This window comes from Acidibrevibacterium fodinaquatile, assembly GCF_003352165.1.
GTDB classification, from domain to species: domain Bacteria; phylum Pseudomonadota; class Alphaproteobacteria; order Acetobacterales; family Acetobacteraceae; genus Acidibrevibacterium; species Acidibrevibacterium fodinaquatile.
Genome location: NZ_CP029176.1, coordinates 411,636 through 433,477 on the forward strand (window position 1 = coordinate 411,636; position 21,842 = coordinate 433,477).

Consider the following 21,842-nt stretch of genomic DNA (forward strand, 5'->3'; position numbering starts at 1 on the left):
CCGAAACTGCTGATCACCACTCAAGAATGACGAGACCGTTGGCGCCCGTGCCGCCGGCGCCGTCGGCGATGCCGCCGGAGGCACCAGCGCCGGCGAAGGCGCCATCAAGCCCCGGGAGACTGGTCGAGCTGCTTCCCGCCGGCCCAAAGGCGCCGCCGCCGCCAAAGGCCGCGCCACCGCTCCCGCCGACCAAGCCGCCGCCGGGAAAGACGAGGCCGTTTTGGCCAAACTGCCCAGAAATACCGAGGCTTCCGCCAGAGCCGGTGCCACCGTTGGCGGCGGCGACGCCAGCGCCGTTGGCGCTGCCGCTGCCGCCCGGCGCGCCCCCTGTCGCTGACGCAAACGTGCCGAAACTGGTCGTGCCACCGGCGAGGCCTGAGGTGCCGCCGGCGCCAACGGTGATCGCAATCGTGGTCCCGGGTGTTACGGGGAAATACCCCTCGGCATAGCCGCCGCCGCTGCCGCCGGCGCCACTGCCGCCGCCACCCGCGCCGCCGCCCGCCCCCCAGAGCCGTGCGCGCACCTGCGAAATACCGCTCGGCACCGTCCATGTCCCGCTTTGGCCAAACGCGGTCATGCGCGAAACACCCGGCGTCAGCGCGGGGAGTTTGAAGGGAATGAAGGGCGCGGTCGCCAAGGTTTCGATGTTTGCCGCGGTGATGCTGGTGGCGCCGTAAGCGACGGTGATGACATAGAGCCCAAACCAGCCGCTATCGACCGGCGGCGTCGTTTGCGTGCCGGTCGGGGCCGGCGCGCCGGATTTCACCTGCAACTGCACGCGCTCGATGCGGGCGGTATTTTGCGCCGCGCCGGAATTCGACGGGCCACTATAAGGCTGCGCCGGATTGGCGGCGTTGTAATAGGGAAGAATGACGGGATCGGTGTCGCTTTCGAGGAAGCTCGCCTCAATGAGATAGGCGATGGACTCGCCCGAAGAGGTCGGCGCGGTCAGCGTGAAGCTCGTCGGGGTGGTGTTGATGCCCATCTTCACCAAAGGATCGGTATTATCGGCCGGAAGCGCGCCATAGGCGAGCGGGTCGATGGTGGTGAGCGTGGTGATGCTGCCAGGACCGACCGTGACGCTCATCGAGGCCGGCGAGGTCGGGGCGCAGGCGAGGCCATCGACGACGGTATTGCTCCCGAGCGTTGCCTGCACGAGATAGCCAAGGGCGATGAGCGTGTTGCGATTGATGGTGAGAATATCAGTGTCGAGCGGGATCGCGCCCGGATAGACGATGTTGCGGTCCATGGGTTCTCCTCTAGCGGCGGACGTTGCGGCGCCGGATGGTCAGTTGCTGATGCGGGTCCAGGCGATGGTCGCGGCCGGCAGCACCGCGGCGATGGCGGCGTCGATGTCGCTGTCGCTAATGCCGAGGCTGGCGAGAGCGAGATCGGCATATTCGATCGGCCCGACACCATAACCGCCGCCAGCATTCCAGCCGGCAACGTTGGCGATACCGTTTTCCCGTGGCCGATAGGCGGTGACGAAGCACTGAAATGGTAAATTGAGATCGCCCCAGCCGCCGGCGACGCCATAGCCCGCGCCACCGCTTGTGTAGCTGCCGGTATCTTCTGGGCGGGTCGGCTCGAAAATCACCGGCGCGCGTCCCGTAAGATCAACGAGCGCTTGCGAAAGCGCCTCGCGCGTTGCTTGCGGGCGAAGAATATTTTGGTCGATGCGGGCGCGAAAAGCCGCGTCGCTCTCGCCGGCTTTGCGCGGCAGACCATTGCCGAAGAAATCGAGCGAAATCATATCAAGAAAAATGCCGGTCGCGGTCGCGATCCTGGTTTGCGTGATGACATAGGCGAGCAGGCTATAGACGAAGGCCCAGATCGCGCCGATGCCGGCGAGCAGCGCGTTGAGAATGGGGCTCGGAGTGCCGAACCATGGCGGCAGAACGGCCTTGATGCGCGCTGCCATGTCATTCTGGTCGCCGGTCGCCATCTCAATTCACCACCACGCTCGCCGCCGTGATCACACCGGTTGCCGGCGGCACGAGATCGGCATTGACACCGTTGATGCTGAGCGCCGTCACGTTGGTAACGGCGGGATCGGCGTCATAGGCGAGTTGTGCGAGACGCGAGATCGGCAAGGATGCGCCAATGGCAAGGGTTGCGATGAAGTTGGTAATCGCGGTACTGATCTCGGCGGCGATGGTGGTGAGCGACGCGGCGGGAGACAGCGTCACGGTGAGCGAAATCGCGGCCGCAATCGGCGTCGGCGGCAAGACCGCATAGCGCGATCCCACTGGCCGCACTGCCTCAATCGCGGCACTCACGGTCGTGATCAAGCTCGCGGGCGGATTGCCGCTCCCGTCATTGATGGTCACCGTAAAAAATCCCATTTCGGTGTTGCCCGCGGGATCGGTATTCTCCTGCAGCAGATAGGTGATGCCTTGCTGGATGCCGGCGATCGCGTTGCCGATCGCGATCGGCGTCGCAAGCGAGCGGGAATTGATATAGTTGACGAAGCGGGCGCGAAATGCGGTGTCGCTTTCGGCGTTGGTGCCGCCGGTAAAGGCGAGTGGATTGGTGACCTGGTCGATGCCGGGAATGGCGGTTGCCAGCAATGTTATGGTGTTCGGCTGAACATTGCCCGCCGTGCCGGTCGCGAGAGCGATGACCGGAACGCTCACCGAGGCGACGCTGGCGGCGATGGCATAGCCATTTTGCGCGGCACTCCAGGCGGGGTTGGTGGTGACCGCGATCACCGCGAAACTCTGCGTGCCGTCCGCCGTTCGCACCTCAGCGCCGACCGGGATCAGCGCCGCGTTGCTCGGCGTGAAGCGCGAGAAGGTGACATTGCCCTCCGCCGCGATCGCGGGAAGCCGGGTCAGGCCATAATCCGCCATCCAGCTATCGAGATTCGTGCCGGTGCTGGTCGCAGCCCGCGTCATCGAGAGCACTTGAAGAATGAGCCATTGCAACCACAACGCAACCGAGCTGCTCGCCTCGAGCACGGCGCGCAGCACCGATCCCACTGAGAGATCGAGCAACGCCGTGCTGGCGCCTTGCACCGCCGCCGCGGCGTTCTGCACCAGAGTCGTAAAATTTTGCAGATTGAGCATTATGACGGGTTCCGAATTCCAAACGAAAGCAGTTGCGTCTGGCCACTCGCGGCATCGACATAGCTGATCATGACGGCGATAGCGCCGAGCGTGTCATATGAAACGTCGATGGTTGGCGCAGGCGTTTGCGCAACGGCGCTTTCTTTGGCCAATTGGGTGCGAATGATGGCCTCGATCTGGAGCGGATTGGCGGGCTGGCCGACGAATTGCGCGAGCCCCGCGCCATATTGCGGCTGCCAGATATAATCACCGGGATTGGTGAGCAGCCGGCGCAGCACCCGTTGCTGCGCCCGGAGGGCGCCGGAAACCAGCGCGAGATCGCCGCGCGCATCGACCGAGAGATCATTCCCCCATTGCTGGAAGAGATCGTTCATCAGCGCACCTTCTTTCCTTGTCGTCAGTTTTGCGGGGATGGCGGCGACGTCGTGGTGCCGGTGACGGTGTGGGTGTGTTCATCGTAGGTGGCGCGGAGAGACGCGAGGGTTCCGTGCCCGTCGGCGACATCGCCGGTCGCGGTGATCGTGCCGTTGACCGAGAGATTGCCGGTCACATTTAGGGTCGTCGCATTGACGGCTATGGAGCCATCAGCAAGCAGTTTCACGAAACTGCCGCTTTGGTGGACCAGCCAGAACTCGCCGGCGGGCGCCTGCGGCGGGGGTGCCGCGAGGCTAAACGCGCCGCCGACGATGACGCCATGTTCCGAATCCCCCTCATGCGTGATGACGAGAACCTGATCGCCGGGCGAAGGCGGCGCGACGAGACCCCAGCCATTGCCGACCCAGGCGGTTAGGATCGGCAGCCAGCCGCTCAGCACGCCTTCCGGCTGCAAAAGCACCCGCGCCGTGTAGCTGGTGGGATCGACGCTGCTGACGAGCGCAAAGCGCGGCTGCGCAATCGCTTGGTCGAGCGCGCCGGCATGCGCCCTGAGCGCGTTGAGAAAGCGTTCCATGGTGATCCTCAGGGCGTCGTCGTGCCGATGACGAGATTGCCGGGCGGTGTGACTTCGCGGCCCGGCGAGGTGTTTTTTGCGCGAATGCGTTCGGTGAAGCCGCCATCGAAGCGAATTTCCCGCTCGATCGTGTCGATGAAATAGAGCTGATCGAACGCCGTGCCGGTGCCGCTGATCGCGATCATGTCGCGTGGGGTGAGCGTCAGTTCGCCGGGCAGACGCACGATCACCACCCGTTCATGCAGCGTCAATTCTTGCAATTTCGCCGTCGCATAGCGCAGCGCCTCATCGGGGGTGAGGTTTGGGCGCACGAACACGTAGCTCTGCGGCCGCGCGCCTTGGCTGCCGAGGGCGGAAACCCCGCTCGCCGTCACCGTCTGGGTAAACGCGGCGCCCTGGCGGCTGTTCCAGCTCTTGACCGTCACCGAAATATCACCAGCGAGCGTAAGCGCGCGTTCCATGACGATATCAAGCGCATTGGAATTACCGCTCTCGGGATTGGCAGACAATGTCAGCGCGGGAACCGAGGCCGGATTGGGCGGCTGGAAATAAAGCGTCGTGCCTTGCACGAAAACGTCAAAACCCTCGCGCTCGGCAAGCCAAACCAGAAGATTCCATTCCGTCGTCGCACGCGAGAATTGATCGAGGGTGATGCGATCATGCTCGCTGTTGTAATAGCGCCCGACCGGGGTCGTCGTCGGCGTGACCACCGCTTGCAAATTATGGTTGCCCGCAAGCGTGGTTGCGATATCGGAGGCGGTTTGGTTGGCGAAGCTCTGCTGGATGCGGCTTTCGATGAACACCGCGGTGAGATCACGGCCCTGAAGCTGCACCGTCTGCCGCAGAACGTCGATTTGCACGCTATCGACGGCTCCTTGAATGAGGCTGACCCAAGCCATCGCGCCGAGCGGCGCGGTCGCCGGCGCGAACCCGGCTTGGAGATCGACGAGGAAGAAATTCTGCGTGCTCCAGAAGGCAGCGGTTGCGACCGCATCGACGCCGAGCGCGATCGTGATGGTGAAGCGATCGGCGGCGTAATGGTTGTTGACGGCAACGAAGGCATCCTTCACGCCCTGCACGACGAGATCGCCAACCAAAAGGCGCAGCCTTGGCGCACGCACCACGCCGCCAGCGCTCGCGCCATTGCCGGCGGCGGCGTTAAGCAAGCCGGTGCCGACAGCGCCTGAGGCGAGCGCGGCCCCGGCCGGAAACAGATCGCCGACGAGCCCGCTCATTGCGGCGCGATCCCGCCGGTTGCGTTGGGATCGGGATCGGGGATGAGCAGCGTCACCACGCCGCTCAGCATCGGGTCGCTGAGGTTATTGAGTTCGGCAATGCGGATCCATTGCGTCGCATCATTGAGATATTGCGCGGCGATTTGAAAGAGATTGCCGCCGGCGATCGTGATCGTCTGCATCACGAACTCGCGTTGCCGAGATTGGTTGCGGTGCGCCCGACATAGCCTTGCGCCGCGGCGAGCCCGGCGAGCGTGCCGGCCGCTGCCGTCGCTTGCGAAAGCGCGCTGGCGCCGGCGAGCGCGTTGCTGCCGGCGAGCGGCGCTGCCGTGCCGGCAAGCGCCGTCGCCGCTTGCCCCATGCCGCCGGCAATGCTCGCTTGCAGACCATTGACCGCGTTTTGCGCGCCGAGATAGGCGCTGGTGCCGAGCGTGGTCGCCCCCGGTGCCGCGAGCGCGCTGGTGGCGCCGGCGAAATTGATGTCGCTGGTCTGCGCAAGCGTTGCGGCGTTGGCGAGATCGCTCGTTGCCTGGCCGGTAAGGGTTGCGACAAGACCTTCCGCAAACTGCACTTCGTCTTGAACGACGGTGCAGGCAATGCGATAGGGAATCCACCATCCTGCTTGATATTCCGCCGTGAATTCCGAAATCACCACGGAATAGAAAAACACGTCCCAAGAGAGCGGCAGCGTCAGCCCAGCACCGCGCAGCGTGTCGAGAAGCAGCGCGCGTTCGCTGGCCGCGGCCCCCGTGAAGATACCCGACCAGGTGATCGTCGCATCGTCGCGGCCCATCGCATCGATCACGCGTGCGCCACCGGGAAGCCGATGCACGGCGAGGCGTTGCGCGCCACCGAAGGAAAGAAAAGGCGGAATCTCGAACCCCGAGAATAGCACGGGGCCGAGCGTCAGCGTCACGTCGGACATCACGTCCTCATTGTCAAAGAAATCGGTGCGGACTCAGGGCACCACCGGCGCGCCCGGCCAGAGCGGGCCGAGCCGCGGATCAACCCCGGAATAGCCCGAGGGCGGCCGTGCCGCGCTCGCCGCCAGCGTTTCGCCGAACCAATGTCCGACGCGCGCGCCATCGAGAAAGACATCGCCATGAATGCTGATCGTGCCGCCCGCACTCGCCGGCGACGGGCCGCTTGGCGCGGCGGGCGGGCCGGCGTCAAACAGCGGCGAGGCCGGCGCGGTTGCTGTCGCGGCACGTGAGGCTTGCGGCAGCGGGCGGGTTCGCGGCATCGTCGCCGACGCCGCAGGCGCTGCGGTTTCGCCCGGCATCGCCATCGTGTTGAGGATGACGGCGCGCGCATTCTCTCGAGGCGCGCCCTCATCATTGGGCGCCGCGTCAGCGAAAGGTGCGCTCGGCATGAGGCCGCGGGTGAGCGCGAGCAGATCATCGAGGGCGAGGCCCTCGGGGGCGAGCGGCGGTGGCGGCGGCGGCGCGGCAAGGCGCGCGGCGGACGGCGCGGCCGGGGCGCGCGCGGGCTCGGCCTCGCCGCGTGGCATGGCGGCGGAGGCGAAGGGCAGAACCTCGATCCGCGAGGGTTGCGGCGCCGCGCTCTCCTCTGACACCGCCATTGGCGGCGGTGCGAAGGGATGCGCGGGCAAAGCCGGCTCGGGGTTTGCGGCGCTTTCGCTGCTCTCCGGCGCAGCCTCGTTGCGGGCGGCAGGCGCGGCGGCCGGCGGCGCGGACCATGCCGGCGTCTCAACGCTTTCGCCTTTCCTTGAGGCCGGCGCGGGCCTTATCGCTGCACTCGCGCCCCGCGCCGCGGCGAGCGCGGGGCCGGCGGCAGCGCGGAGTGCGGCAAGCTCTGAAAGACTTTCCCCGAGTGCTTGATTGAGACTTTCGAGATCACCACGGATCGCGGCAATCCCGGGCGAAATTTCGTCATCGAGCGAGAGCGTGATGCCGATGCTATAAGCGTCATTCATGGCAATTCGGCGATGGCGCTTGCGATCTCATCGGCGATTTCGCGTGCGATGTCGGCGGCGATCTCGGGGGCGAGGTCGGTGGCGGCGGGGGCGAGGAACGGGCGCGGGCGGACGCGGTGGGTGCCGAATTCGCGCATAGCGGCCTCGTCCCCGCCCGCGCCGACCACGGCTTGCGTGCTGTCGCTCGCGCTTGAGAGGGGAATGGCATCGCCGGCGCGCGCACCGGCCGCCTCGGCGAGGCGGGCTGCGGCGCGCGCGAGCAGGGAGCGCTTGCGCGCCTCGAGATCGAGTGTTGCGAGACGGCGCGAAAGATCGCGAATGCCGGTCACCGGTCTTGCTCCTGCCAGGTGAGAGTGGACCAGTCAAAGCGCCTTCCCTCGAGGGTGCCGAGCACAACCACGTAGGCGAGACGCTCATCATCGGGAAGGCTGAAGGCAACGTCGAATGGCACCCCGTTCCGCACCAAATAGAGACAATCGATGAGATCGGGGTGCCGGCTCAGTTTTTTGCTGAGTCCTGGGTTGCGCGCTTGTCCGCTTGGGCCGCCTGAAACGCCGCGGCGACGGCGGCGAGCCCTTCGTCGCCGAGCTTTTGCACGATCATCTCGATCTGCCCTTCATTGGCCGGCGCCGGCAGCGGCAAATCGTCGATCGCGGCAACCGCGCAGGCGAGCAGCGCCATCGCGAGATAAGGCTCGTTTTGCCCGAGCTGCGGCCCGACCGCTTTGAACAGACGGAGTTTCTCCAAGGCCCCGATGCGCCGGAGCACGAGCTTGCGCCCGAGCGTATCGGTGATCGTCGTCGCGGTCTCAGCGGCGGCGACGATGCGCGATTGCGGCCCGCCCATCAAACGCGGGTGCGAAAGGAGGCGAAGAATTCGAGCCGCTGGCGCACCGGCGCATCGCCCCGCCACGACCCGGCATTGGCCAGCCGAAAAACCACGTCGCTATACTGAAACGTCGAGACCGAGCCATCGACTTCAGCGATATACTGATAGACCGTCGAGGTCGGCATCGCGCCCTGGGCGTAGTAGGCGGCTTCGATGCTGGCGATGAAATTATCGACATCGGCGGTGCCGCGTTCGAGATCGAAACCGCCCTCCCCGCCCTTCGGCAATTCGGCACCCATTTGGACACCATCGAGCCGGTCAACGCGCACCTGCGCCGTCAATTGTCGGCTCTCAAAGCCGGTGACATAGGTGAGATCGATCTGCCCCGAAGGTCCGATGACGACCAGCGTGCAGTCGCTGCCAATGGAAAATTGCGTGCCCGACACGGGAATGTCTCCTTAAGCGATCTGCCCGGACGGCAGGGTCTGGTTCTGGATGGTGACGGTCTGGCCGCCATCGACATTGACGATGAATTTCTCGTTGATCGCCATGTATTGCACCTGCACATCGGCCTGGACGTAGCCGAGCGCGGTGCGTGAGGCTGGGTTATTGGAGGTATCGCACACCACCTGAAACGGGGCCGCGCCGCTGCTGGTCGCGCCCAGCATGCCTTGACCCAGCATCGCTTGCAGGAAGGAAAGCAAGGTCGCGCGGATTTGCGAAAACAGCGCGGCGTTGATCGGCTGGCCGACGAATTGCCCCATGCCGGCTTCCAGGGTCGCGGCGATGTAGTTGGTAAGCCGCGTGTAATTATCGCCATCATTGGCCGGGTTGGTCGAGGTGTTGAAGCCGCCGCGCACCCCCCAGAAGCTTCCCGCCGGCTGCGGATTGGCGATGACGTCGATGCCAGCCGTGAACAAGGCATCGAGATCGGCGGTGGAATAGGTGTTGGCGAGCGGCGCCCCCGGCGCGCCCGAGCGCTGGCTGCCGACCACGCCATAGAGCGGCTTGTTGAGGCTCGATTGCTCGGGCGAAAGATTGGCGAGCCTTCCTGCAACAAAGCCCTGCGGCGAGACCAGACGGATGAGATTATTGGTCTGGTCATTCCACCAGATCCAATCGCCGAACATCAGCTTTGCGGCGTAGCTATCAAGGCCAACGCTCTGGATGGTCGCGACCGCATCGGTGATGGTATCGCCCTGCGGCCCGGTCAGGATCATGTAGATCCCCTCCGAGAGGCCGAACGCCGCCTGCGTCGTCCATTGCGTCTGATCGACGCTATCGGCAAGAACGGCGATCGAGCAACCTTGGCCGCCGAGCGCATACATTCCGGTGCGTGGCGTCGTGCTGTGGCCGATCAAGGTCGTCGAGGTGACGTTGCTTGCGCCATCGCTGCCGGGTGTGCCGTAGCTGAAAGCAAACGCCTCGCTGGTTGGGGTCACGGTCAGGGTATTGCCGAGCGAGGCGACGACGAGCTGCGAGGGGCCGCGCAACGACCCCTGGCCGAGATTGATGGCATTGACAAGGTTTTGCCAAAAAGTCGCGCCGGTGCCGCCGATATTGTTGAAGACTTCCGGCGTGAATCCGGGCAGGCTGAAGGTGATTTGCCAGGTGCCGGCTTGGCTTCCCGGCATGATGCTCCCGGTGATCTGATTGCCGAAGCTCCCGGTATAAAGCGCGGTCAGGACCAGCGGGCCGTTGGTGCCGGTATAGAAAAGTCCGAGCTGGGCCGCGGTATCGGTGCCGTCGGTTACGCGCACGCAGCGGAAATTCTGTGCGCCTTGCTGAATCGCGGTTGCGACCTGCGTTCCCATATCATATTGGCGTGGCTGCAATTGGCCGAAGGTTGCGACATAGTCGGCCATCGTGCCGACGATCGCCGGCTGATTGACCGGGCCCCAGGTCGCGGTGCCGACGACGCCGATAATGTCGGTCGGCACGCCATTGAGAACCAGGTTCTGCGGCGGCACGATCTGAACATAGAGATCAGGCACCACCAACGCGGTGGTGTTGAGGCTGCCTTGCGTTACGATCGGCATCGTTTCAGCCTCCGCTCAACGGCGTGGTGGCGTTGACGCGCACCACGGCGTTGGCATTCTCGCTGGCAAGAATGCTTGCGATGGTTGCGGCGTCGGTAATCAGCGCGCCTTTGGCATACGACCCGAACGGCCGCACGACCACCAGGTTGGTTGTCATGATCCACTCTCCAGGACAGGGGAATATCGCGTCAGTCAGTCAGGGATACCGAGGCGTTGCCCACGGTGCCGATCGTCGTCGTGCCGAACAGCATCGAAGCCAAGCTCGCCGTCTGCAAGGTCGGGTATTCGACCGAGTAGAGCAGGTCGCGGCGATAAAGCGACGCGTTTTCCTGACGGTCGAGGGTGATGCTTTGCCGAAAACGCAGGCGCCCGACGCTGCCATCGGGAAACGGAAGAAAATAGGTCGCAGCGAGCGCGCTATCGACGGCGATCATCGCCGCATCGCGCAAGGCGGGATCGGCGCACCAGGCGATGAGGCGGAAAATCTGCTCCTGGCGGCGAACCTGGTTGAAAATCCCTTGGGTTGCGACGGTGCGCGCGATCAGGCGCTGCACACCGGGGATGGTTATCGTCGCGTTCGACAATTGCACCAAGCGATTGGCCATGATCTGGCTTGCAAGGTTGGCCGCGACATTGGCCGGTGCATCGCCGCTCTGGCAGGGATAGACGTAGGTGTTAGCGTCGGCGAGAATGCCGGCGATTTGGCCCGGGCCGGCGCTGCCGGCGAAGGTTGCGCTGTCTGCGGTCGTCGTCACCGTCAAGGTCGGCGCGACCGGCGCCGGGTTGCTCCATTTCGGCAGATAGCGGGTGGTGTTGCGCTCGCCACTATCCTCGGGAAAGACCGTGAGATTGACATAGCCGGCGGCAAGGTCGGCATCGAGCGCGTTGCTTTCCGGCCAGCCGCGATAAAGCCGCACCGGCGCGCCGCAGACGCTCGGCCCGCTCAACCCTTGCGGGTAGAGGGCGGCCATCGCGGCATTGACGAGGGCGGCTTCGACATCGGATTGATCGGCCATCAGCTTGCCACCTGCCGGACCACGAGACGCCAACCAAGCTCAGAAAGTTCGGCGCTGCTGACAACGAAATTACGGCCGAGATCGTCCTCGACCAAATCCTCGACGCGCGGGACGATGCCGGGCAAGCTCGGCAGCAGAAGCGTGAAGGCGGTCAGACGCACATCGGCAGGAAGATCGCCGGCGTAACGCGCGCCGCCGCCATTGCCGCCTTCCATCATGCTCGCCGGCCAATTGCCAAGGAGCAGGGTCGCGGCTGCGATCTCAACGCCGCCATAGGCCTGCACCCCAAAGCCGGTCGGGCCGCCCGGGCGGAGGACGGAGACGATGCGCTCGGCAAGAACCGTTACCACCGGGAGCAGCGGCGGCTGGCTCGCGATAAAGAACGTCCGCCCGGTGTCATGCTCGATGAGATAATCGCCGGGCAGCGTATAGGCGGAATCGAACACGCCATACCAGACCGGATGGCCGTAAGTATTGGCGCGGACAAAGCGCGGATCGGTCGCGTTGAACGCCGCGCGCAGTTGCAGATAGCGGTTCGTTGCAGCACACGGATTGGTATTGCCCGCGGGGCGAAAGGCGTTATAGAGCTGCCCGGTTTTCAACGCGGCGCGTCCCATGCCACGATAAATCAAATCCTGCAAACGATCGGGGTTCATGGGATCAGACAATCAGCGCGATGCCGCCGTAAGAAAGTGCGGGGCCAGGGGGAAGCCCGAGAAAGCCGCAAAGACGCCGCCGCCAATCATCGAACAATTCCTCGCGCTGATGGACTTCTTCGCTATTATGCGTCCACACCGCGGCACTCGCGGTATCGAGATTGCCGCCAGCGGCAGGAATCGCCACCTCGAGCGGATAAAGCTGCGCGAGATAAACCGAGCGCACAACCGCATATTCCGCCGGCGCGAGATTGTTCATGCGGTATTCCAGTGTGCCGTAGGCTTGGAAAAACCGCCAGCTTTGAAAGCCCGCAGCCCCGGCGCCATAGGCCGGATAGCCGCAAAAACGCCGGATATCGGTTTTTTCGGCGTCCGTGAACGGCAGCGTCAAGGGGCTTGCGGACATGATCAGTAAACCGTTCCCTGGCCACGCGAGAAATAGAGATTGCCGCTTCCCGAGGCCAACACCGCGGCGACGGTTTTAGCAAACTCGCCCGCATGGATCAGCATCCGGCTGCCCGGCGGGATCGGCACATCGGCGCTGGTCGCGGTCACACTGTTATCCATCCCAAAGCGGATGAAAGCGAGCGCGGCGCTCGCGTTATAGACCAAAACCGCCTCGCCCGAACCGGCCAGCGCGATCGCGGTGGAGGTGGTGCCGGCGGCGAGCGTTGCCGTCGCCGACACCATCAGCGGTTGCGTCGATCCAATCGCCATCGTCGTCAGCCCACATGCTCGATCATGACCGCGCGCTTGAACGCGGCGTTGGTCGCGGTCGGGATGGTGGTCGGGTTGGTGGTGACGTCGGTCGGGGCGCAGAAGCCGCCGATCCAATACCAGGATTGCGCGATGATCTGCTGCAGGCGATCGATCGGCTCGCGGGTCACCATGGCGACGCCGTCGATGATGCTGATGATCGCATCGCGCGGCGCGACATCCTCTTCCGCCATGCCGGCATAATCGCCTTCAATCAGCGCGCCCTGGCCGCAAACGATCGGGCGGCGGATATAAAGCCCGGGCAGGCCCGGCGCCGGCTGGACATAGGCTTCCGTGGTCGGAACGAAGCGAAGACCAAGGAAGGGGCTTACGAGTTCGCCGCGGCGGAAGGTCTCGGTGTCATAGCCCATGGTGAAGAGCTGCTTGAAATCGGGATCGGCGAAGAGCTGGCGCGCCGAGACCGGATCGAGATGGCAGTGATAGACGCCGCCGAGATCGGGGACGTTATTGAGGCGGAGCTTCGCGACGGCATCAAGGAGATTCGCCATCGTCAGCGTGTTGGTCGCCTGCAATTGCGAGGTGTTGGTGGCGCCGCCCGGGCGGATGATGACGGACGCATTCGCCGCCTGCACGGTGCTGCCGGACGCGCCATCGCCGATCGAAACATTGCTCGAGAAGGTCAGCTCGCCCGACAAGCCGCCCGGCGTGGTCGACGTGCTCGTCGCATCGACGGCAACGCCGATCAGGGTATAGACATCGGCGCCGACGGTGACGGTGAGGGTATTGCTCGCGCTTACCGCGGTCGGCACGCCATTCACCCAGACATACTGAAAGCCACGCACATCATCGACGGCGATCGTCGCGGCCGGCGCGCTGAGGCCGGTGGTGACGCGGGTATTGCCGCCGAAATAGGCGGAAAAAAGCTGATTGCGGGCCAGCTCGTCGAGCGAGCGCCGCGCCTGCTCGCCATTGATCGAGGCGTTGAGCATGAATTGGGAGGCGATGCCGACGCGGCTCGTCACCATGTTGAGGTCGGTGGTGGCGCCGTAGAGATTGATCGAGAGGGTGTATTGCTCGATGTTGAAATACTGCGGCGTGAGCCCGTTATCGAGATTGGTGTTGGTCGCCGGCGCAAGCGGTGTGGTGACCGAGGGCTTGAGGCCGGCGCGGGTCTTGGTCAGGGTTTCGCCGATCCCGACGGCGAAGACCTCACGATCGGCGATGTCGCGATAGCCGAGCTTGGAATGGAGTGCCGATTCGAATTCGCGCTCGAGATAGCCCTGCTGGATGATGGGCTGCAACGCCGCGGGGAAATTATTGATACCCATGGGAGATCCTCTGTTTGGGGGATGGTCGGGAAGGTCAGGTCAAAGGCACCGCCCCCGGAGGGATCGGGCGGTTCGTGCCGACGGAGTTCGTCGCTTTTTATCGGCGCCGCAGCATCTCGGCGCGGGCGGCGCGATATTCGGCAGCGGTCATTTCGCTCGCGTGCTTTTGGCGCGGCGGCTCGGCGTGCGGCGGGGTTGCCCGCGACGACGACGAATGAGCAGCGAAGAGCCAGGGCTTTTCGCGTTTGAGTTTCGTCATCAGCGCGCCCGCGCCCTCGACCTCGCCTTTGTCATCGAGTTTGACGGCAGTAGGCTCGATGAGTTTCAAGCCGTCGAGGTCGATCATCCCCGCCTTGATCGCTTCGGCCTTGAGTTCGGCGCGGATGATGCGCGCGCGCGCGGCCTCGGTCACTTCCTGCAATTGCCGCGTCAAGGCGGCGGTTTCGGCGCGCAACTCCTCGAGTGTTGGTTCCGGCAAAGACGGGTCGCTGGCTTCGGTCATGCTTCTCCTTCCGCGACCGCGATGGTCGCGATCTCGTTGCCGATATTGGCGATGTCATAGGTGCTGGCGACGGATTTCAGTGCGCTTTCGCGCGACAAAAGTCCGGCTTCGGTCAGCGTGGTGAGCGCTTGCGCATCTTTCAGCCGGTCATCGGCCGATGCCGGATACCAGCGCGGCCAGGTGAGGCTGAGGCTGGCCTCGGGGTCAAGCGGTGGCAGTTCCGCGCCGCGGACGATGAGCGGATAATGCTGGCTTGCCCGCAGCACCATCCGCGCGAGCGCGAGCAACGCCCCTTCGCCATAGGAAATCCTGAGATTATCGGCGAGCCAAATCAGTCCCTGGTTCATCATTTCCAAAGCGCGGCCGGAGGTGGGGGCGGCGAAGCGCTGCGCATCGGCACGGTTGCCATGAATGCTTTCGAGGGCGAGTTCGCGGAGCGTGCGCACATAATCGATCACCGCAGCAGACGCGGTGCCGCCGATTTCGAGCAGCCTTGCGTCGCCCTTTTCGGAAACCACCAGAGCATTAGCAGCACCTTTGATGATCTGATTGTCAGAGGTCGCCGGCTCCTTGATCAGCAGCGTCGGATCGGAGCTATATTTGAGGCCGCGCCCGGCTTGCGAAAGCTGGTAATCGATCTCGATCGCGGTCTCGACAGCGGCGCGAAAGGTGCTGGCGCCGTCGCGCATATCGCCGGTCGCTGAGGGGCCGGGAAGGTTCTTGACCCATACAATGGGAACGAAGCCGAGCCCGTGGCGGACACTGCGCGCGTGATCGATGCGCGGCGTCTCGTCGCTTGCGATCGGCCACGGCGCGAACCACCACTCCCATTCCGCGTCCCAGCGCCGCTGAAACCAGTATTGCCCAGTCGGATCAGGGACTTCATAGCCTTGATCGAGGAGATTGCCGCCCGAGACCTTGAATTTCTCGGTGACGGAGGCAAGCGTATCGGGAGCCTCGGCCTCCCAGCGCGGCGTGAGATACATCGTCTCCAGTGTTTGAAAAAACACCCGTCCCCGCAAAACGCGCATCAGTATGGCGACCGAGCCGACCGAGCCGCGCAAGCAAGCATCGATCATCACCTCGTTGAGTTTGGCCTCGCGGAGAATGGCGCCGAGCGCATCGCGTACTGCCGGGTCCGGCGAGTCGAGCGCTGGAAAATGGCCTTCGCTGAAGACCAGGGCGACTGAATCCTCAACCACCAGTCGGCAAAGATTATACCGCACCGAGGGTCGGCGCTGGCGGAGCGGGATATACTCGCCGCCGGGGCTTCGTTCGTCATAAAACTCATAGGGTAAGACGTCATAGAGCGTGCCATCGAGAACCCGGCGCAGGATGTCGAGCTTGCGTGTCCGCGCCGGATAGTCGGGGTCCATGGGGATCAGGCTTGCGAGTGTGTCGAACATGCCTCTACCGCGAAAGAAGCGGCAGATTGACCTGCCGTGTCGCTTGGGGGGCGGCGCTGAGATGGGCGAAGGCGCGCGACAGCGCATCCACCTGATCATCCTTGCTGCCGGCGGGAAAGTCGCGCAGTTCCTCGAGGAGCGCGCGCGTGAACGGGGCTTTGACGATGGCGAGATTGCCGCACGCGGCTTGGCTTGCAACCGGGCTCGCGCGTGTCACCTTGGCGCCGCTTTCGGGTCCGGAGACGATGTGATAGCCGGCGAGTTTACGTGTCAGATAAAGAACCTGGGCGCGCCCGGCCTGGCCGGGATCCTGCGGCAGCAGAATGGTGGTCTCGCGCCCGTCGCGCTCGGCGCAGGCAAGGATCGCCTGCTCGACCTCGTGCGGGCCGCCGCGGAGACGCACAATGTCATCAACGATGAAGCGCCCGGCCTCGTCTTTCAGAAGCCGCAACCCGACCGTCCAATCCGGATCGAAGCCCGGGCGGGCGATGCTGGCGGCGAGATCCCAGGCGCGCACCCGCGCAAGCGGGCGCGGCGCTGCGTCCAAGAGCGTGATCGCATCTGTGCGAAACAACAATCCCTCCGGCGGGCGTGGCCGCTGTTGATAGAGAGCGGCCCAAGCGCGCTCGCCGATGATCCGGCGTTTGCGGGCTAATGCCTCATGAGTTTCCCATTCCGGCCAGAGCGGCGCGCCGGCTTCGCGGCCGAGCGGATCATCGGTTTCGGCGAGGGCTGGCAAGCGCAAGACCCGCCAGCGATCGCCGCCGGCGGCTTGCTCGGCGAGAAGGCGCCCACCGAGATCATCCTCATGCCAACGCGTCATGATCAGCACGACGCGGCCGCCGGGTTTCAGGCGCGAGATCAGATCGCTCTGATACCATTGCCAAAGATGCGCGCGCGCGGCAGCCGAATCGGCTTCCGCTTGCGATTTGACGGGATCGTCGATGAGCACGAGGTCGGCGCGTCGGCCGGTGATCGGCCCGCGCACGCCGACCGCGTAATAAGTGCCGCCGGCGCGCGTCGTCCAGTTGGCCGCGGCGCGGGCATCGGGCGCGAGCGCGATCCCGAGGCGGCGATGATGCTCGGCGACGAGATTGCGCGCCCGCCTTCCGAAATGGCTCGCGAGCGAGGCGGTATGGCACGCCGCGATGACGTTGGAGTGCGGTGCCTGGGTGAACCACCAGGCGGGAAAGATCACGCTGGCGTAAGTGGATTTTGCCGAGCCCGGCGGCAGCAGCAGCATCAACCGATCGTTTTCGCCGCGCGCTAAGGCCTCGAGTTCAGCGATGATCAGCCGATGATGCGCCGCCGGGCGATGGCGTTCGGGCGCTAGCGCCAGCATCGCCCAGGCCTGCAAAGAGGTCCGCACCGAACGGCGCAGCGCCGCTTCCGTGAGCAAGGGCTGCGATTTCGCGTTCGAGATCGGCATCGTCGAGGGCAGGGGCGGCGTCCTTCGCGCGCGCCCCGCGGCGCTCGGCGGGAACCGGGGCGCGGCGGGGGTGAAGATAGGGGGCGGCGGCGCGGGCGAGTTCGGCGGCGCCGTCGGCGTCACCCTCCTGCCATTTCGCGCGCATCACCGCGAGCAGGATGTCGAGCGGGGAGAGGCCGTCGCTCGGCGGGACGTCTGGGGTGGGGGCGGGCATTCTGGCGTTCCGGGGGCGGGCGGCGTGCGTGGTGGCGCCCGCCCGACATAGTTAGTCATGCTAACGGGGCTTATACGTCAAACCGGGGCGCGTGGGCAAGCGTTTTTTTTGAAAAATCGCGCGACCCGCCGGCGCGGGCGGAAATTCGTTCCTTTTGCCGCGAGGTTTCGCTATAGCAAAGGGGTTGCAAAGGTCCATGAGACCAAAAAATGGGGAGGAAAAGATGAAACTCACCCGCCGCACGTTGCTCCGCGCGGCCGGCGCCGCGATCCCGTTCGCCGCCGCGCCGGCGCGTGCCGAGAGCAAGAACGTCATTCGCATCGGTGTGCTCACCGACATGTCCGGCCCCTATCGCGATGTCACCGGGCCAACCTCGGTCGCCTGCGCCCGCCAGGCGGTGGAGGATTTCGCCGGCCAGGGATTTGCCGTCGAGATTCTCGTCGGCGATCACCAGAACAAACCCGATATCGGCGCGACCATCGCCCGCCAATGGTTCGATCGCGATGGCGTCGACATGATCACCGACGTGCCGACCTCCTCGGTCGCGCTCGCGGTCAACACCATTTGCCGCGAAAAGAACAAAGCCTATGTCAACACCGGCGCCGGCACCGATGATCTCACCGGCAAGCAATGCACGCCGGTCACCGTCCATTGGGGCTATGACGTGTTCATGGTCTCGGCCTCGTCGGGCCGCGCGATTTACCGCGCCGGCGGCGATAGCTGGTATTTCATCACCGCCGATTATGTTTTCGGCCAGCAGCTCGCGCGCGATGCGAGCGATGTCGTCACCAAACTCGGTGGCAAGGTCTTGGGCAATGCGGTTTATCCCTTTCCTGGGGTGACGGATTTTTCGTCCTTTCTGGTGCGCGCCAAGGCGAGTGGCGCGAAGGTGATCGGCTTTGCCAATGCCGGCGATGATACCGTCAATTGCGTGAAACAAGCGAAGGAGTTCGGCATCACCCGAGACGGCACGCGCCTTGCGGCTTTGGTGTTTTCGGTGACCGGCGTGCATGGCCTCGGGCTCGAGATCGGCCAAGGTCTGCTGCTCACCGAGAGTTTTTACTGGGATCTGAATGACCGCACCCGCGCCTTCACCCGCCGCGTGCTGCCCAAAACCAACGGCAATTACCCGAACGATGTCCACGCCGCGTGTTATGCGGGAACGCTCCATTACCTGAAATCGGTCGCGGCCCTCGGCGTCGCCCGCGCCCGCGATGGCGCTGCCGTCATCGCGCATATGAAAGAAAACACCGCCGATGACGACGCGTTCGGCCAAACCCGCATCCGCGCCGATGGCCGCGCCATGGTGACGCCCTATTTGTTCGAGGTGAAATCGCCAGCCGAGAGCAAAGGTGGTTGGGATTACTACAAACTCGTCGCAACCACCCCGCCGATGGACGCAGCGCCGCCCGTTACTGACTGCAAATTCGCCGGGTAAAAGCCAGCCGCCAAGTGCGCCGCTTCAGCGCCGCCAGCATGAGGGTACCAGCAGCGAGCAATCCCGCGCTCGCCGGTTCTGGCACTGATGGCTGGCCGGTGAGCGTGAGGCTCCCGGTGAAATCGGGATCGACGCTGTAGCTTGCCGCGCCGAAAGTGACGTCGAAAGTCCCGGTATCGACAGCCGCGAGGATTCCAGCTGGGTTCGTGCTGCTGCCGCGCACGGTAAAGAGCGGGGCGTTGGCAGAGAAATCCACGACGAAACTGTCATTGGCGGTGAGCAGCGAGCTGACCGCGACATGAGCGCCTTCGTCGTTCGGGGAGTAGGCCCCATCGAACTCGAAAAACGCCTGGAATGGTCCGATCTCATGCCCGTTGACGGTATAGGTGCCGGGAAATTGCTGATTGTCGAACGGAATCAGGCCAATATAGTTGGTTGTAATGACGAATTCGGCGGGAATTTGTAGGGTGAGGGTAAAATTTTGGCTCGAGAACAGAGGTGAGCCTGGGATGGTGGTGAGGTAACTGCCGCTGAGCGTCATCAAATCGGTCCCCGCGCCTGGGGCCGGCACCGCCGGCGATACCGCGACGGTCGCGGCCGCCGAGCGAGGCAGGGCAAATGGCGCGGCGAGAAAAGCAACGCGAAGAAGCTGCGCAGAACGCATGGAGACACTCCTTAACCGGGTTGGCGCGACGAGATTATAGCCAAAACCTTGCGCCGAGCCATTTTTTGTGTTTGGAGACGGGGGATGAGAGCCAAACGCATTCTGCGCCCCCTTCTGCCCGGCGCGATGGCGACGCTTCTGGCGCTTGCCCTGCACGCGCCCGGCGCCAAAGCACAAGAGCCGCCGGCGAGCGGCGGCAAGCCCGCCGCGGCCAAGCGCGCCAGCACGCGCCTCGGCCAGCTCCGCCGCGCCCGCCCCCGCGCCCTCGAGCGCGCGCCGGAAATCGGCACCGCCTCCTGGTACGGCCCCGGGTTTCACGGCAAGCGCACCGCGAGCGGCCGCCATTTTGACGCAACCGCCATGAGCGCCGCCCACCCTTGGCTTCCGCTCGGCACCTGGGTGCGGGTGAGCCTGGTCGGCTCACAGCGCTTCGTTGACGTCGTCATCACCGATCGCACCGGCCAGACCTCGCGCGTGATCGACCTCTCCCCCGCCGCCGCGCGCAAGCTCGGGATCCTGAGCCGCGGCACCGCGCAGGTAGCGGTCTCGCCGCTCTGACCATGCGCGGCCTCGGCGCGGCGCTCGCCTGTCTCGCCCTCGGCGGCTGCGCGACCATCGGCAAGGAACTCAGCACCCAAGCCTATGACCAGCGCTACACCGGCGAAATCCAGCCGATGGGCGGCGTCCACTGCACCGATGCCATGCCGGCAACCCTGGTCACCCGCGCCGCCGACCTCAGCGTCGTCTTCACCCCCAATGACGGCGCGCTGGTCATCCGCGGCAGCATGAGCCGCGAGGGCCAGGTGCTCGCGCGCCTCAACACCGCGCCGCCCAACCGCCCGCCCTATCTGCTTTCGCTCGAGGGAAGACTTGAAAAGGCCGGGTTCAGCGGCGTCTACCAAACCCCGCAATGCGCCTGGAAAGTGGTGCTATACCCCGCTGTGCCGCCGCCGCACCACTATGTCGATCCCAAAAACGCGCTCGGGATTCCCGGGAATTGAGGCAAAATAAAAGGCGGCCCGATGACCGGAACCGCCCTCTCTCCAACGAGAAGGATAATCGCCCAATCGGATGGGTCTCGCCGCCAGCCCGAAAGCCGCCGGCCCCAATTTTATGCTTGGGCGAAGGGGAGTTCTAGGGGGTTGGGCGGATTTGTCAAGGGGGGGACGAGAGGAAAAAGAATGGGAAAAAGTTCTTTTTTGAAAAAAAGAACCAAAAAACTTTTGTCCCGTTGGGCTTCGCCGTTGGCGAAGCCGGCGCGGAAAATCACGCTTGCGACGGCGGCGGGGATTTGCGATCTTTGGCCAAATTGGCGTTCTTCCGTCTGCCGAGTTTTTTCTTGGAAGCGGCAAAACCCGCATCGTCGCTTCGATAGGGAGAAACATGCTGCGCGCCGCAAGACGGGCAGTCGTCATCGCACATGGCAGACCATATATCCGTCCATTTTCGACCACAGCGGTCGCATTCATAATGATTTACAAAATGATTTACGGATTCGCTCATGGCGTTTCCCCCACCTGATCCTAGCGCAAGCGATACAGTCCATTTCCCAAAAAATCAAGGTAATGTGTGTCTCTCAAAATTTGCAGTTTTTGTCGGATTTTTGCCTTAATATGCTGATTATGAGGAAAAATACACTTAAGATGCCCTTCGAATACATAAATTTCATCAATAGAGAAAGTTTTTTTATTTAAAAAATTTACACAATTCATAATTTCAATTATCCAACTTTTTGATTCTTTGTTTTCTTTTTGAAGGAATAGAGTTTTTTTCCATTGAGATTCGACAATTTCTTTTGTTATTGGAATGTTATCGGATACAAGTGGAATTTTTCCTTCCGAGGGAATTTTATCGACTAAAATGTTGCAACCAACCCAGCCTTTTCGACGTGCTGATTGAGACAATTCTTTCCTTTTTTCAATGATTGAAGATGTAAAAAAATGTCTTGGAATTACAACGAGGTCAGAAACAACCAGATTAAAAGAATCGTATTTCAATATAAATAGATTAGGGTTTCTGCTTTCTTCAATTAGATTTATCATAGAAGAGTATGAGCCGTCAATTATCTTTTTAAGATTATGTTTTTTCTGACTCTTTAATTCATAGTTTTCTTTGCAAACAGAGCAATAAAAATCTGAAGCAGGGTTATTGTTTTTGTATTTATTAATAGATATATATCCACAATTTGGACAATAGATTTCTCTTTGAACCCAAGCCTCGCTTAATACTCTTATTTTCTGACTTTGGCTTTTATAGGAATCTGCCAAATTTGTTTCAAAATGCAAATTCATTTTTGCTCGTGCGCATTATTTTTTACAAATTTCTCCAGGAAAATCCACCTTCAAGATCGCCTCGGCATGGCCGTGGAATGCGATATCGAAGCCTTTTTCACGAAGTTTTTCCAGACTCATGTCATC

At 63.2% G+C, this 21,842-nt stretch carries 30 protein-coding genes; 3 read left to right on the top strand and 27 right to left on the bottom strand.

From position 1 onward, the window contains the following. Positions 1-13 precede the first annotated feature (13 nt). From DEF76_RS01935 to DEF76_RS19180, 24 genes are all read right to left on the bottom strand, one after another. Positions 14-1,249, bottom strand: coding sequence for a glycine-rich domain-containing protein (locus DEF76_RS01935; protein WP_114910883.1), 1,236 nt, complete (start codon positions 1,247-1,249; stop codon positions 14-16). Between the two features lie 39 nt (positions 1,250-1,288). Further along, on the bottom strand, positions 1,289-1,945 hold the full coding sequence (locus DEF76_RS01940; RefSeq protein ID WP_114910884.1) for a hypothetical protein: 657 nt from the start codon (positions 1,943-1,945) through the stop codon (positions 1,289-1,291). A 1-nt stretch (position 1,946) separates the two neighbouring features. Beyond that, the gene (locus tag DEF76_RS01945) at positions 1,947-3,068 is read right to left on the bottom strand and encodes a baseplate J/gp47 family protein (protein WP_240319080.1); all 1,122 of its coding nucleotides are present in this window, start codon (positions 3,066-3,068) and stop codon (positions 1,947-1,949) included. Then, the gene (locus tag DEF76_RS01950; protein ID WP_114910886.1) at positions 3,068-3,442 is read right to left on the bottom strand and encodes a hypothetical protein; all 375 of its coding nucleotides are present in this window, start codon (positions 3,440-3,442) and stop codon (positions 3,068-3,070) included. Before DEF76_RS01950 ends, DEF76_RS01945 begins: the two co-directional genes overlap by 1 nt. A gap of 23 nt (positions 3,443-3,465) precedes the next feature. Beyond that, positions 3,466-4,017 carry a phage baseplate assembly protein V gene (locus tag DEF76_RS01955; protein ID WP_114910887.1) on the bottom strand — a complete coding sequence of 184 codons (552 nt, stop codon included), beginning with the start codon at positions 4,015-4,017 and terminating at the stop codon, positions 3,466-3,468. A gap of 8 nt (positions 4,018-4,025) precedes the next feature. Next, positions 4,026-5,252, bottom strand: coding sequence for a phage late control D family protein (locus tag DEF76_RS01960; protein WP_114910888.1), 1,227 nt, complete (start codon positions 5,250-5,252; stop codon positions 4,026-4,028). Then, positions 5,249-5,434, bottom strand: coding sequence for a LysM peptidoglycan-binding domain-containing protein (locus tag DEF76_RS01965; protein ID WP_114910889.1), 186 nt, complete (start codon positions 5,432-5,434; stop codon positions 5,249-5,251). Before DEF76_RS01965 ends, DEF76_RS01960 begins: the two co-directional genes overlap by 4 nt. Then, positions 5,434-6,177, bottom strand: a complete 744-nt coding sequence (locus tag DEF76_RS01970) for a hypothetical protein (RefSeq protein WP_114910890.1) — start codon at positions 6,175-6,177, stop codon at positions 5,434-5,436. Before DEF76_RS01970 ends, DEF76_RS01965 begins: the two co-directional genes overlap by 1 nt. Positions 6,178-6,210: 33 nt before the next feature. Beyond that, complete coding sequence (locus tag DEF76_RS01975) at positions 6,211-7,188, bottom strand: hypothetical protein (RefSeq protein ID WP_114910891.1); 978 nt, start codon at positions 7,186-7,188, stop codon at positions 6,211-6,213. Continuing rightward, positions 7,185-7,517: an HK97-gp10 family putative phage morphogenesis protein gene (locus DEF76_RS01980; protein ID WP_114910892.1), complete on the bottom strand. Its 333-nt coding sequence runs from the start codon at positions 7,515-7,517 to the stop codon at positions 7,185-7,187. Before DEF76_RS01980 ends, DEF76_RS01975 begins: the two co-directional genes overlap by 4 nt. Further along, positions 7,514-7,639, bottom strand: coding sequence for a hypothetical protein (locus DEF76_RS20115; protein WP_274964528.1), 126 nt, complete (start codon positions 7,637-7,639; stop codon positions 7,514-7,516). Before DEF76_RS20115 ends, DEF76_RS01980 begins: the two co-directional genes overlap by 4 nt. Before the next feature lie 47 nt (positions 7,640-7,686). Further along, positions 7,687-8,034: a hypothetical protein gene (locus DEF76_RS01985; protein WP_240319081.1), complete on the bottom strand. Its 348-nt coding sequence runs from the start codon at positions 8,032-8,034 to the stop codon at positions 7,687-7,689. Then, positions 8,034-8,462, bottom strand: coding sequence for a hypothetical protein (locus tag DEF76_RS01990; protein WP_114910893.1), 429 nt, complete (start codon positions 8,460-8,462; stop codon positions 8,034-8,036). The genes DEF76_RS01985 and DEF76_RS01990 overlap by 1 nt, the downstream gene beginning before the upstream one ends. Positions 8,463-8,474: 12 nt before the next feature. Beyond that, positions 8,475-10,055, bottom strand: a complete 1,581-nt coding sequence (locus tag DEF76_RS01995; RefSeq protein ID WP_114910894.1) for a phage tail protein — start codon at positions 10,053-10,055, stop codon at positions 8,475-8,477. A 4-nt stretch (positions 10,056-10,059) separates the two neighbouring features. Then, positions 10,060-10,212, bottom strand: coding sequence for a hypothetical protein (locus DEF76_RS19615; protein ID WP_205216075.1), 153 nt, complete (start codon positions 10,210-10,212; stop codon positions 10,060-10,062). A gap of 31 nt (positions 10,213-10,243) precedes the next feature. After that, complete coding sequence (locus tag DEF76_RS02000; RefSeq protein WP_114910895.1) at positions 10,244-11,071, bottom strand: hypothetical protein; 828 nt, start codon at positions 11,069-11,071, stop codon at positions 10,244-10,246. Continuing rightward, complete coding sequence (locus DEF76_RS02005) at positions 11,071-11,727, bottom strand: hypothetical protein (protein WP_114910896.1); 657 nt, start codon at positions 11,725-11,727, stop codon at positions 11,071-11,073. Before DEF76_RS02005 ends, DEF76_RS02000 begins: the two co-directional genes overlap by 1 nt. A 4-nt stretch (positions 11,728-11,731) precedes the next feature. Then, entirely contained in the window at positions 11,732-12,133 is a 402-nt protein-coding gene (locus DEF76_RS02010; protein ID WP_114910897.1) for a hypothetical protein, read from the bottom strand. Positions 12,134-12,135: 2 nt separating this feature from the next. Beyond that, positions 12,136-12,417 carry a hypothetical protein gene (locus DEF76_RS02015; protein WP_240319082.1) on the bottom strand — a complete coding sequence of 94 codons (282 nt, stop codon included), beginning with the start codon at positions 12,415-12,417 and terminating at the stop codon, positions 12,136-12,138. A gap of 32 nt (positions 12,418-12,449) precedes the next feature. Next, positions 12,450-13,772, bottom strand: a complete 1,323-nt coding sequence (locus DEF76_RS02020; protein WP_114910899.1) for a DUF4043 domain-containing protein — start codon at positions 13,770-13,772, stop codon at positions 12,450-12,452. Positions 13,773-13,869: 97 nt separating this feature from the next. Beyond that, complete coding sequence (locus DEF76_RS02025) at positions 13,870-14,274, bottom strand: phage scaffolding protein (RefSeq protein ID WP_114910900.1); 405 nt, start codon at positions 14,272-14,274, stop codon at positions 13,870-13,872. Beyond that, positions 14,271-15,680, bottom strand: coding sequence for a phage portal protein (locus DEF76_RS02030; RefSeq protein ID WP_114910901.1), 1,410 nt, complete (start codon positions 15,678-15,680; stop codon positions 14,271-14,273). Before DEF76_RS02030 ends, DEF76_RS02025 begins: the two co-directional genes overlap by 4 nt. 4 nt (positions 15,681-15,684) lie before the next feature. Next, the gene (gene terL, locus DEF76_RS02035; RefSeq protein WP_114913601.1) at positions 15,685-17,022 is read right to left on the bottom strand and encodes a phage terminase large subunit; all 1,338 of its coding nucleotides are present in this window, start codon (positions 17,020-17,022) and stop codon (positions 15,685-15,687) included. Then, positions 16,961-17,323, bottom strand: coding sequence for a hypothetical protein (locus tag DEF76_RS19180; RefSeq protein ID WP_162800438.1), 363 nt, complete (start codon positions 17,321-17,323; stop codon positions 16,961-16,963). Before DEF76_RS19180 ends, terL begins: the two co-directional genes overlap by 62 nt. 223 nt (positions 17,324-17,546) lie before the next feature. Between DEF76_RS19180 and DEF76_RS02045 the strand changes: the two genes are divergently transcribed. Further along, complete coding sequence (locus DEF76_RS02045) at positions 17,547-18,761, top strand: ABC transporter substrate-binding protein (protein WP_114910903.1); 1,215 nt, start codon at positions 17,547-17,549, stop codon at positions 18,759-18,761. On the opposite strand, the gene DEF76_RS02050 is transcribed toward DEF76_RS02045, so the two are convergent. Beyond that, a complete protein-coding gene (locus DEF76_RS02050; RefSeq protein ID WP_162800439.1) occupies positions 18,736-19,425 on the bottom strand; it encodes a PEP-CTERM sorting domain-containing protein in 690 nt (229 codons plus the stop codon). The genes DEF76_RS02045 and DEF76_RS02050 overlap by 26 nt on opposite strands. A gap of 84 nt (positions 19,426-19,509) precedes the next feature. Between DEF76_RS02050 and DEF76_RS02055 the strand changes: the two genes are divergently transcribed. Next, positions 19,510-19,983 (top strand): septal ring lytic transglycosylase RlpA family protein, encoded by a 474-nt coding sequence (locus DEF76_RS02055; protein WP_114910904.1) that lies wholly within the window; start codon positions 19,510-19,512, stop codon positions 19,981-19,983. 2 nt (positions 19,984-19,985) lie between these two features. Further along, on the top strand, positions 19,986-20,426 hold the full coding sequence (locus DEF76_RS02060; RefSeq protein WP_114910905.1) for a hypothetical protein: 441 nt from the start codon (positions 19,986-19,988) through the stop codon (positions 20,424-20,426). 265 nt (positions 20,427-20,691) lie between these two features. On the opposite strand, the gene DEF76_RS19185 is transcribed toward DEF76_RS02060, so the two are convergent. Beyond that, positions 20,692-20,928, bottom strand: a complete 237-nt coding sequence (locus tag DEF76_RS19185; RefSeq protein ID WP_162800440.1) for a hypothetical protein — start codon at positions 20,926-20,928, stop codon at positions 20,692-20,694. A gap of 20 nt (positions 20,929-20,948) precedes the next feature. Next, complete coding sequence (locus DEF76_RS02065) at positions 20,949-21,716, bottom strand: DpnI domain-containing protein (RefSeq protein ID WP_114910906.1); 768 nt, start codon at positions 21,714-21,716, stop codon at positions 20,949-20,951. Positions 21,717-21,842: the final 126 nt, after the last annotated feature.

What these genes read in the sequence shown, in the direction of transcription:
- DEF76_RS01970 (WP_114910890.1), bottom strand. Translation starts at nt 6,177, where the DNA reads ATGTCCGACGTGACGCTGACGCTCGGCCCCGTGCTATTCTCGGGGTTC.
- DEF76_RS02025 (WP_114910900.1), bottom strand. Translation starts at nt 14,274, where the DNA reads ATGACCGAAGCCAGCGACCCGTCTTTGCCGGAACCAACACTCGAGGAG.
- DEF76_RS01985 (WP_240319081.1), bottom strand. Translation starts at nt 8,034, where the DNA reads ATGGGCGGGCCGCAATCGCGCATCGTCGCCGCCGCTGAGACCGCGACG.
- DEF76_RS01940 (WP_114910884.1), bottom strand. Translation starts at nt 1,945, where the DNA reads ATGGCGACCGGCGACCAGAATGACATGGCAGCGCGCATCAAGGCCGTT.
- DEF76_RS01965 (WP_114910889.1), bottom strand. Translation starts at nt 5,434, where the DNA reads ATGCAGACGATCACGATCGCCGGCGGCAATCTCTTTCAAATCGCCGCG.
- DEF76_RS01945 (WP_240319080.1), bottom strand. Translation starts at nt 3,068, where the DNA reads ATGCTCAATCTGCAAAATTTTACGACTCTGGTGCAGAACGCCGCGGCG.
- DEF76_RS02015 (WP_240319082.1), bottom strand. Translation starts at nt 12,417, where the DNA reads ATGGTGTCGGCGACGGCAACGCTCGCCGCCGGCACCACCTCCACCGCG.
- DEF76_RS01955 (WP_114910887.1), bottom strand. Translation starts at nt 4,017, where the DNA reads ATGGAACGCTTTCTCAACGCGCTCAGGGCGCATGCCGGCGCGCTCGAC.
- DEF76_RS02050 (WP_162800439.1), bottom strand. Translation starts at nt 19,425, where the DNA reads ATGCGTTCTGCGCAGCTTCTTCGCGTTGCTTTTCTCGCCGCGCCATTT.
- DEF76_RS01960 (WP_114910888.1), bottom strand. Translation starts at nt 5,252, where the DNA reads ATGAGCGGGCTCGTCGGCGATCTGTTTCCGGCCGGGGCCGCGCTCGCC.
- DEF76_RS02065 (WP_114910906.1), bottom strand. Translation starts at nt 21,716, where the DNA reads ATGAATTTGCATTTTGAAACAAATTTGGCAGATTCCTATAAAAGCCAA.
- DEF76_RS02055 (WP_114910904.1), top strand. Translation starts at nt 19,510, where the DNA reads ATGAGAGCCAAACGCATTCTGCGCCCCCTTCTGCCCGGCGCGATGGCG.
- DEF76_RS01950 (WP_114910886.1), bottom strand. Translation starts at nt 3,442, where the DNA reads ATGAACGATCTCTTCCAGCAATGGGGGAATGATCTCTCGGTCGATGCG.
- DEF76_RS01995 (WP_114910894.1), bottom strand. Translation starts at nt 10,055, where the DNA reads ATGCCGATCGTAACGCAAGGCAGCCTCAACACCACCGCGTTGGTGGTG.
- DEF76_RS01975 (WP_114910891.1), bottom strand. Translation starts at nt 7,188, where the DNA reads ATGAATGACGCTTATAGCATCGGCATCACGCTCTCGCTCGATGACGAA.
- DEF76_RS19615 (WP_205216075.1), bottom strand. Translation starts at nt 10,212, where the DNA reads ATGACAACCAACCTGGTGGTCGTGCGGCCGTTCGGGTCGTATGCCAAA.
- DEF76_RS02030 (WP_114910901.1), bottom strand. Translation starts at nt 15,680, where the DNA reads ATGTTCGACACACTCGCAAGCCTGATCCCCATGGACCCCGACTATCCG.
- DEF76_RS02060 (WP_114910905.1), top strand. Translation starts at nt 19,986, where the DNA reads ATGCGCGGCCTCGGCGCGGCGCTCGCCTGTCTCGCCCTCGGCGGCTGC.
- DEF76_RS19185 (WP_162800440.1), bottom strand. Translation starts at nt 20,928, where the DNA reads ATGAGCGAATCCGTAAATCATTTTGTAAATCATTATGAATGCGACCGC.
- DEF76_RS02020 (WP_114910899.1), bottom strand. Translation starts at nt 13,772, where the DNA reads ATGGGTATCAATAATTTCCCCGCGGCGTTGCAGCCCATCATCCAGCAG.
- DEF76_RS01935 (WP_114910883.1), bottom strand. Translation starts at nt 1,249, where the DNA reads ATGGACCGCAACATCGTCTATCCGGGCGCGATCCCGCTCGACACTGAT.
- terL (WP_114913601.1), bottom strand. Translation starts at nt 17,022, where the DNA reads ATGCTGGCGCTAGCGCCCGAACGCCATCGCCCGGCGGCGCATCATCGG.
- DEF76_RS19180 (WP_162800438.1), bottom strand. Translation starts at nt 17,323, where the DNA reads ATGCCCGCCCCCACCCCAGACGTCCCGCCGAGCGACGGCCTCTCCCCG.
- DEF76_RS02000 (WP_114910895.1), bottom strand. Translation starts at nt 11,071, where the DNA reads ATGGCCGATCAATCCGATGTCGAAGCCGCCCTCGTCAATGCCGCGATG.
- DEF76_RS02010 (WP_114910897.1), bottom strand. Translation starts at nt 12,133, where the DNA reads ATGTCCGCAAGCCCCTTGACGCTGCCGTTCACGGACGCCGAAAAAACC.
- DEF76_RS02045 (WP_114910903.1), top strand. Translation starts at nt 17,547, where the DNA reads ATGAAACTCACCCGCCGCACGTTGCTCCGCGCGGCCGGCGCCGCGATC.
- DEF76_RS02005 (WP_114910896.1), bottom strand. Translation starts at nt 11,727, where the DNA reads ATGAACCCCGATCGTTTGCAGGATTTGATTTATCGTGGCATGGGACGC.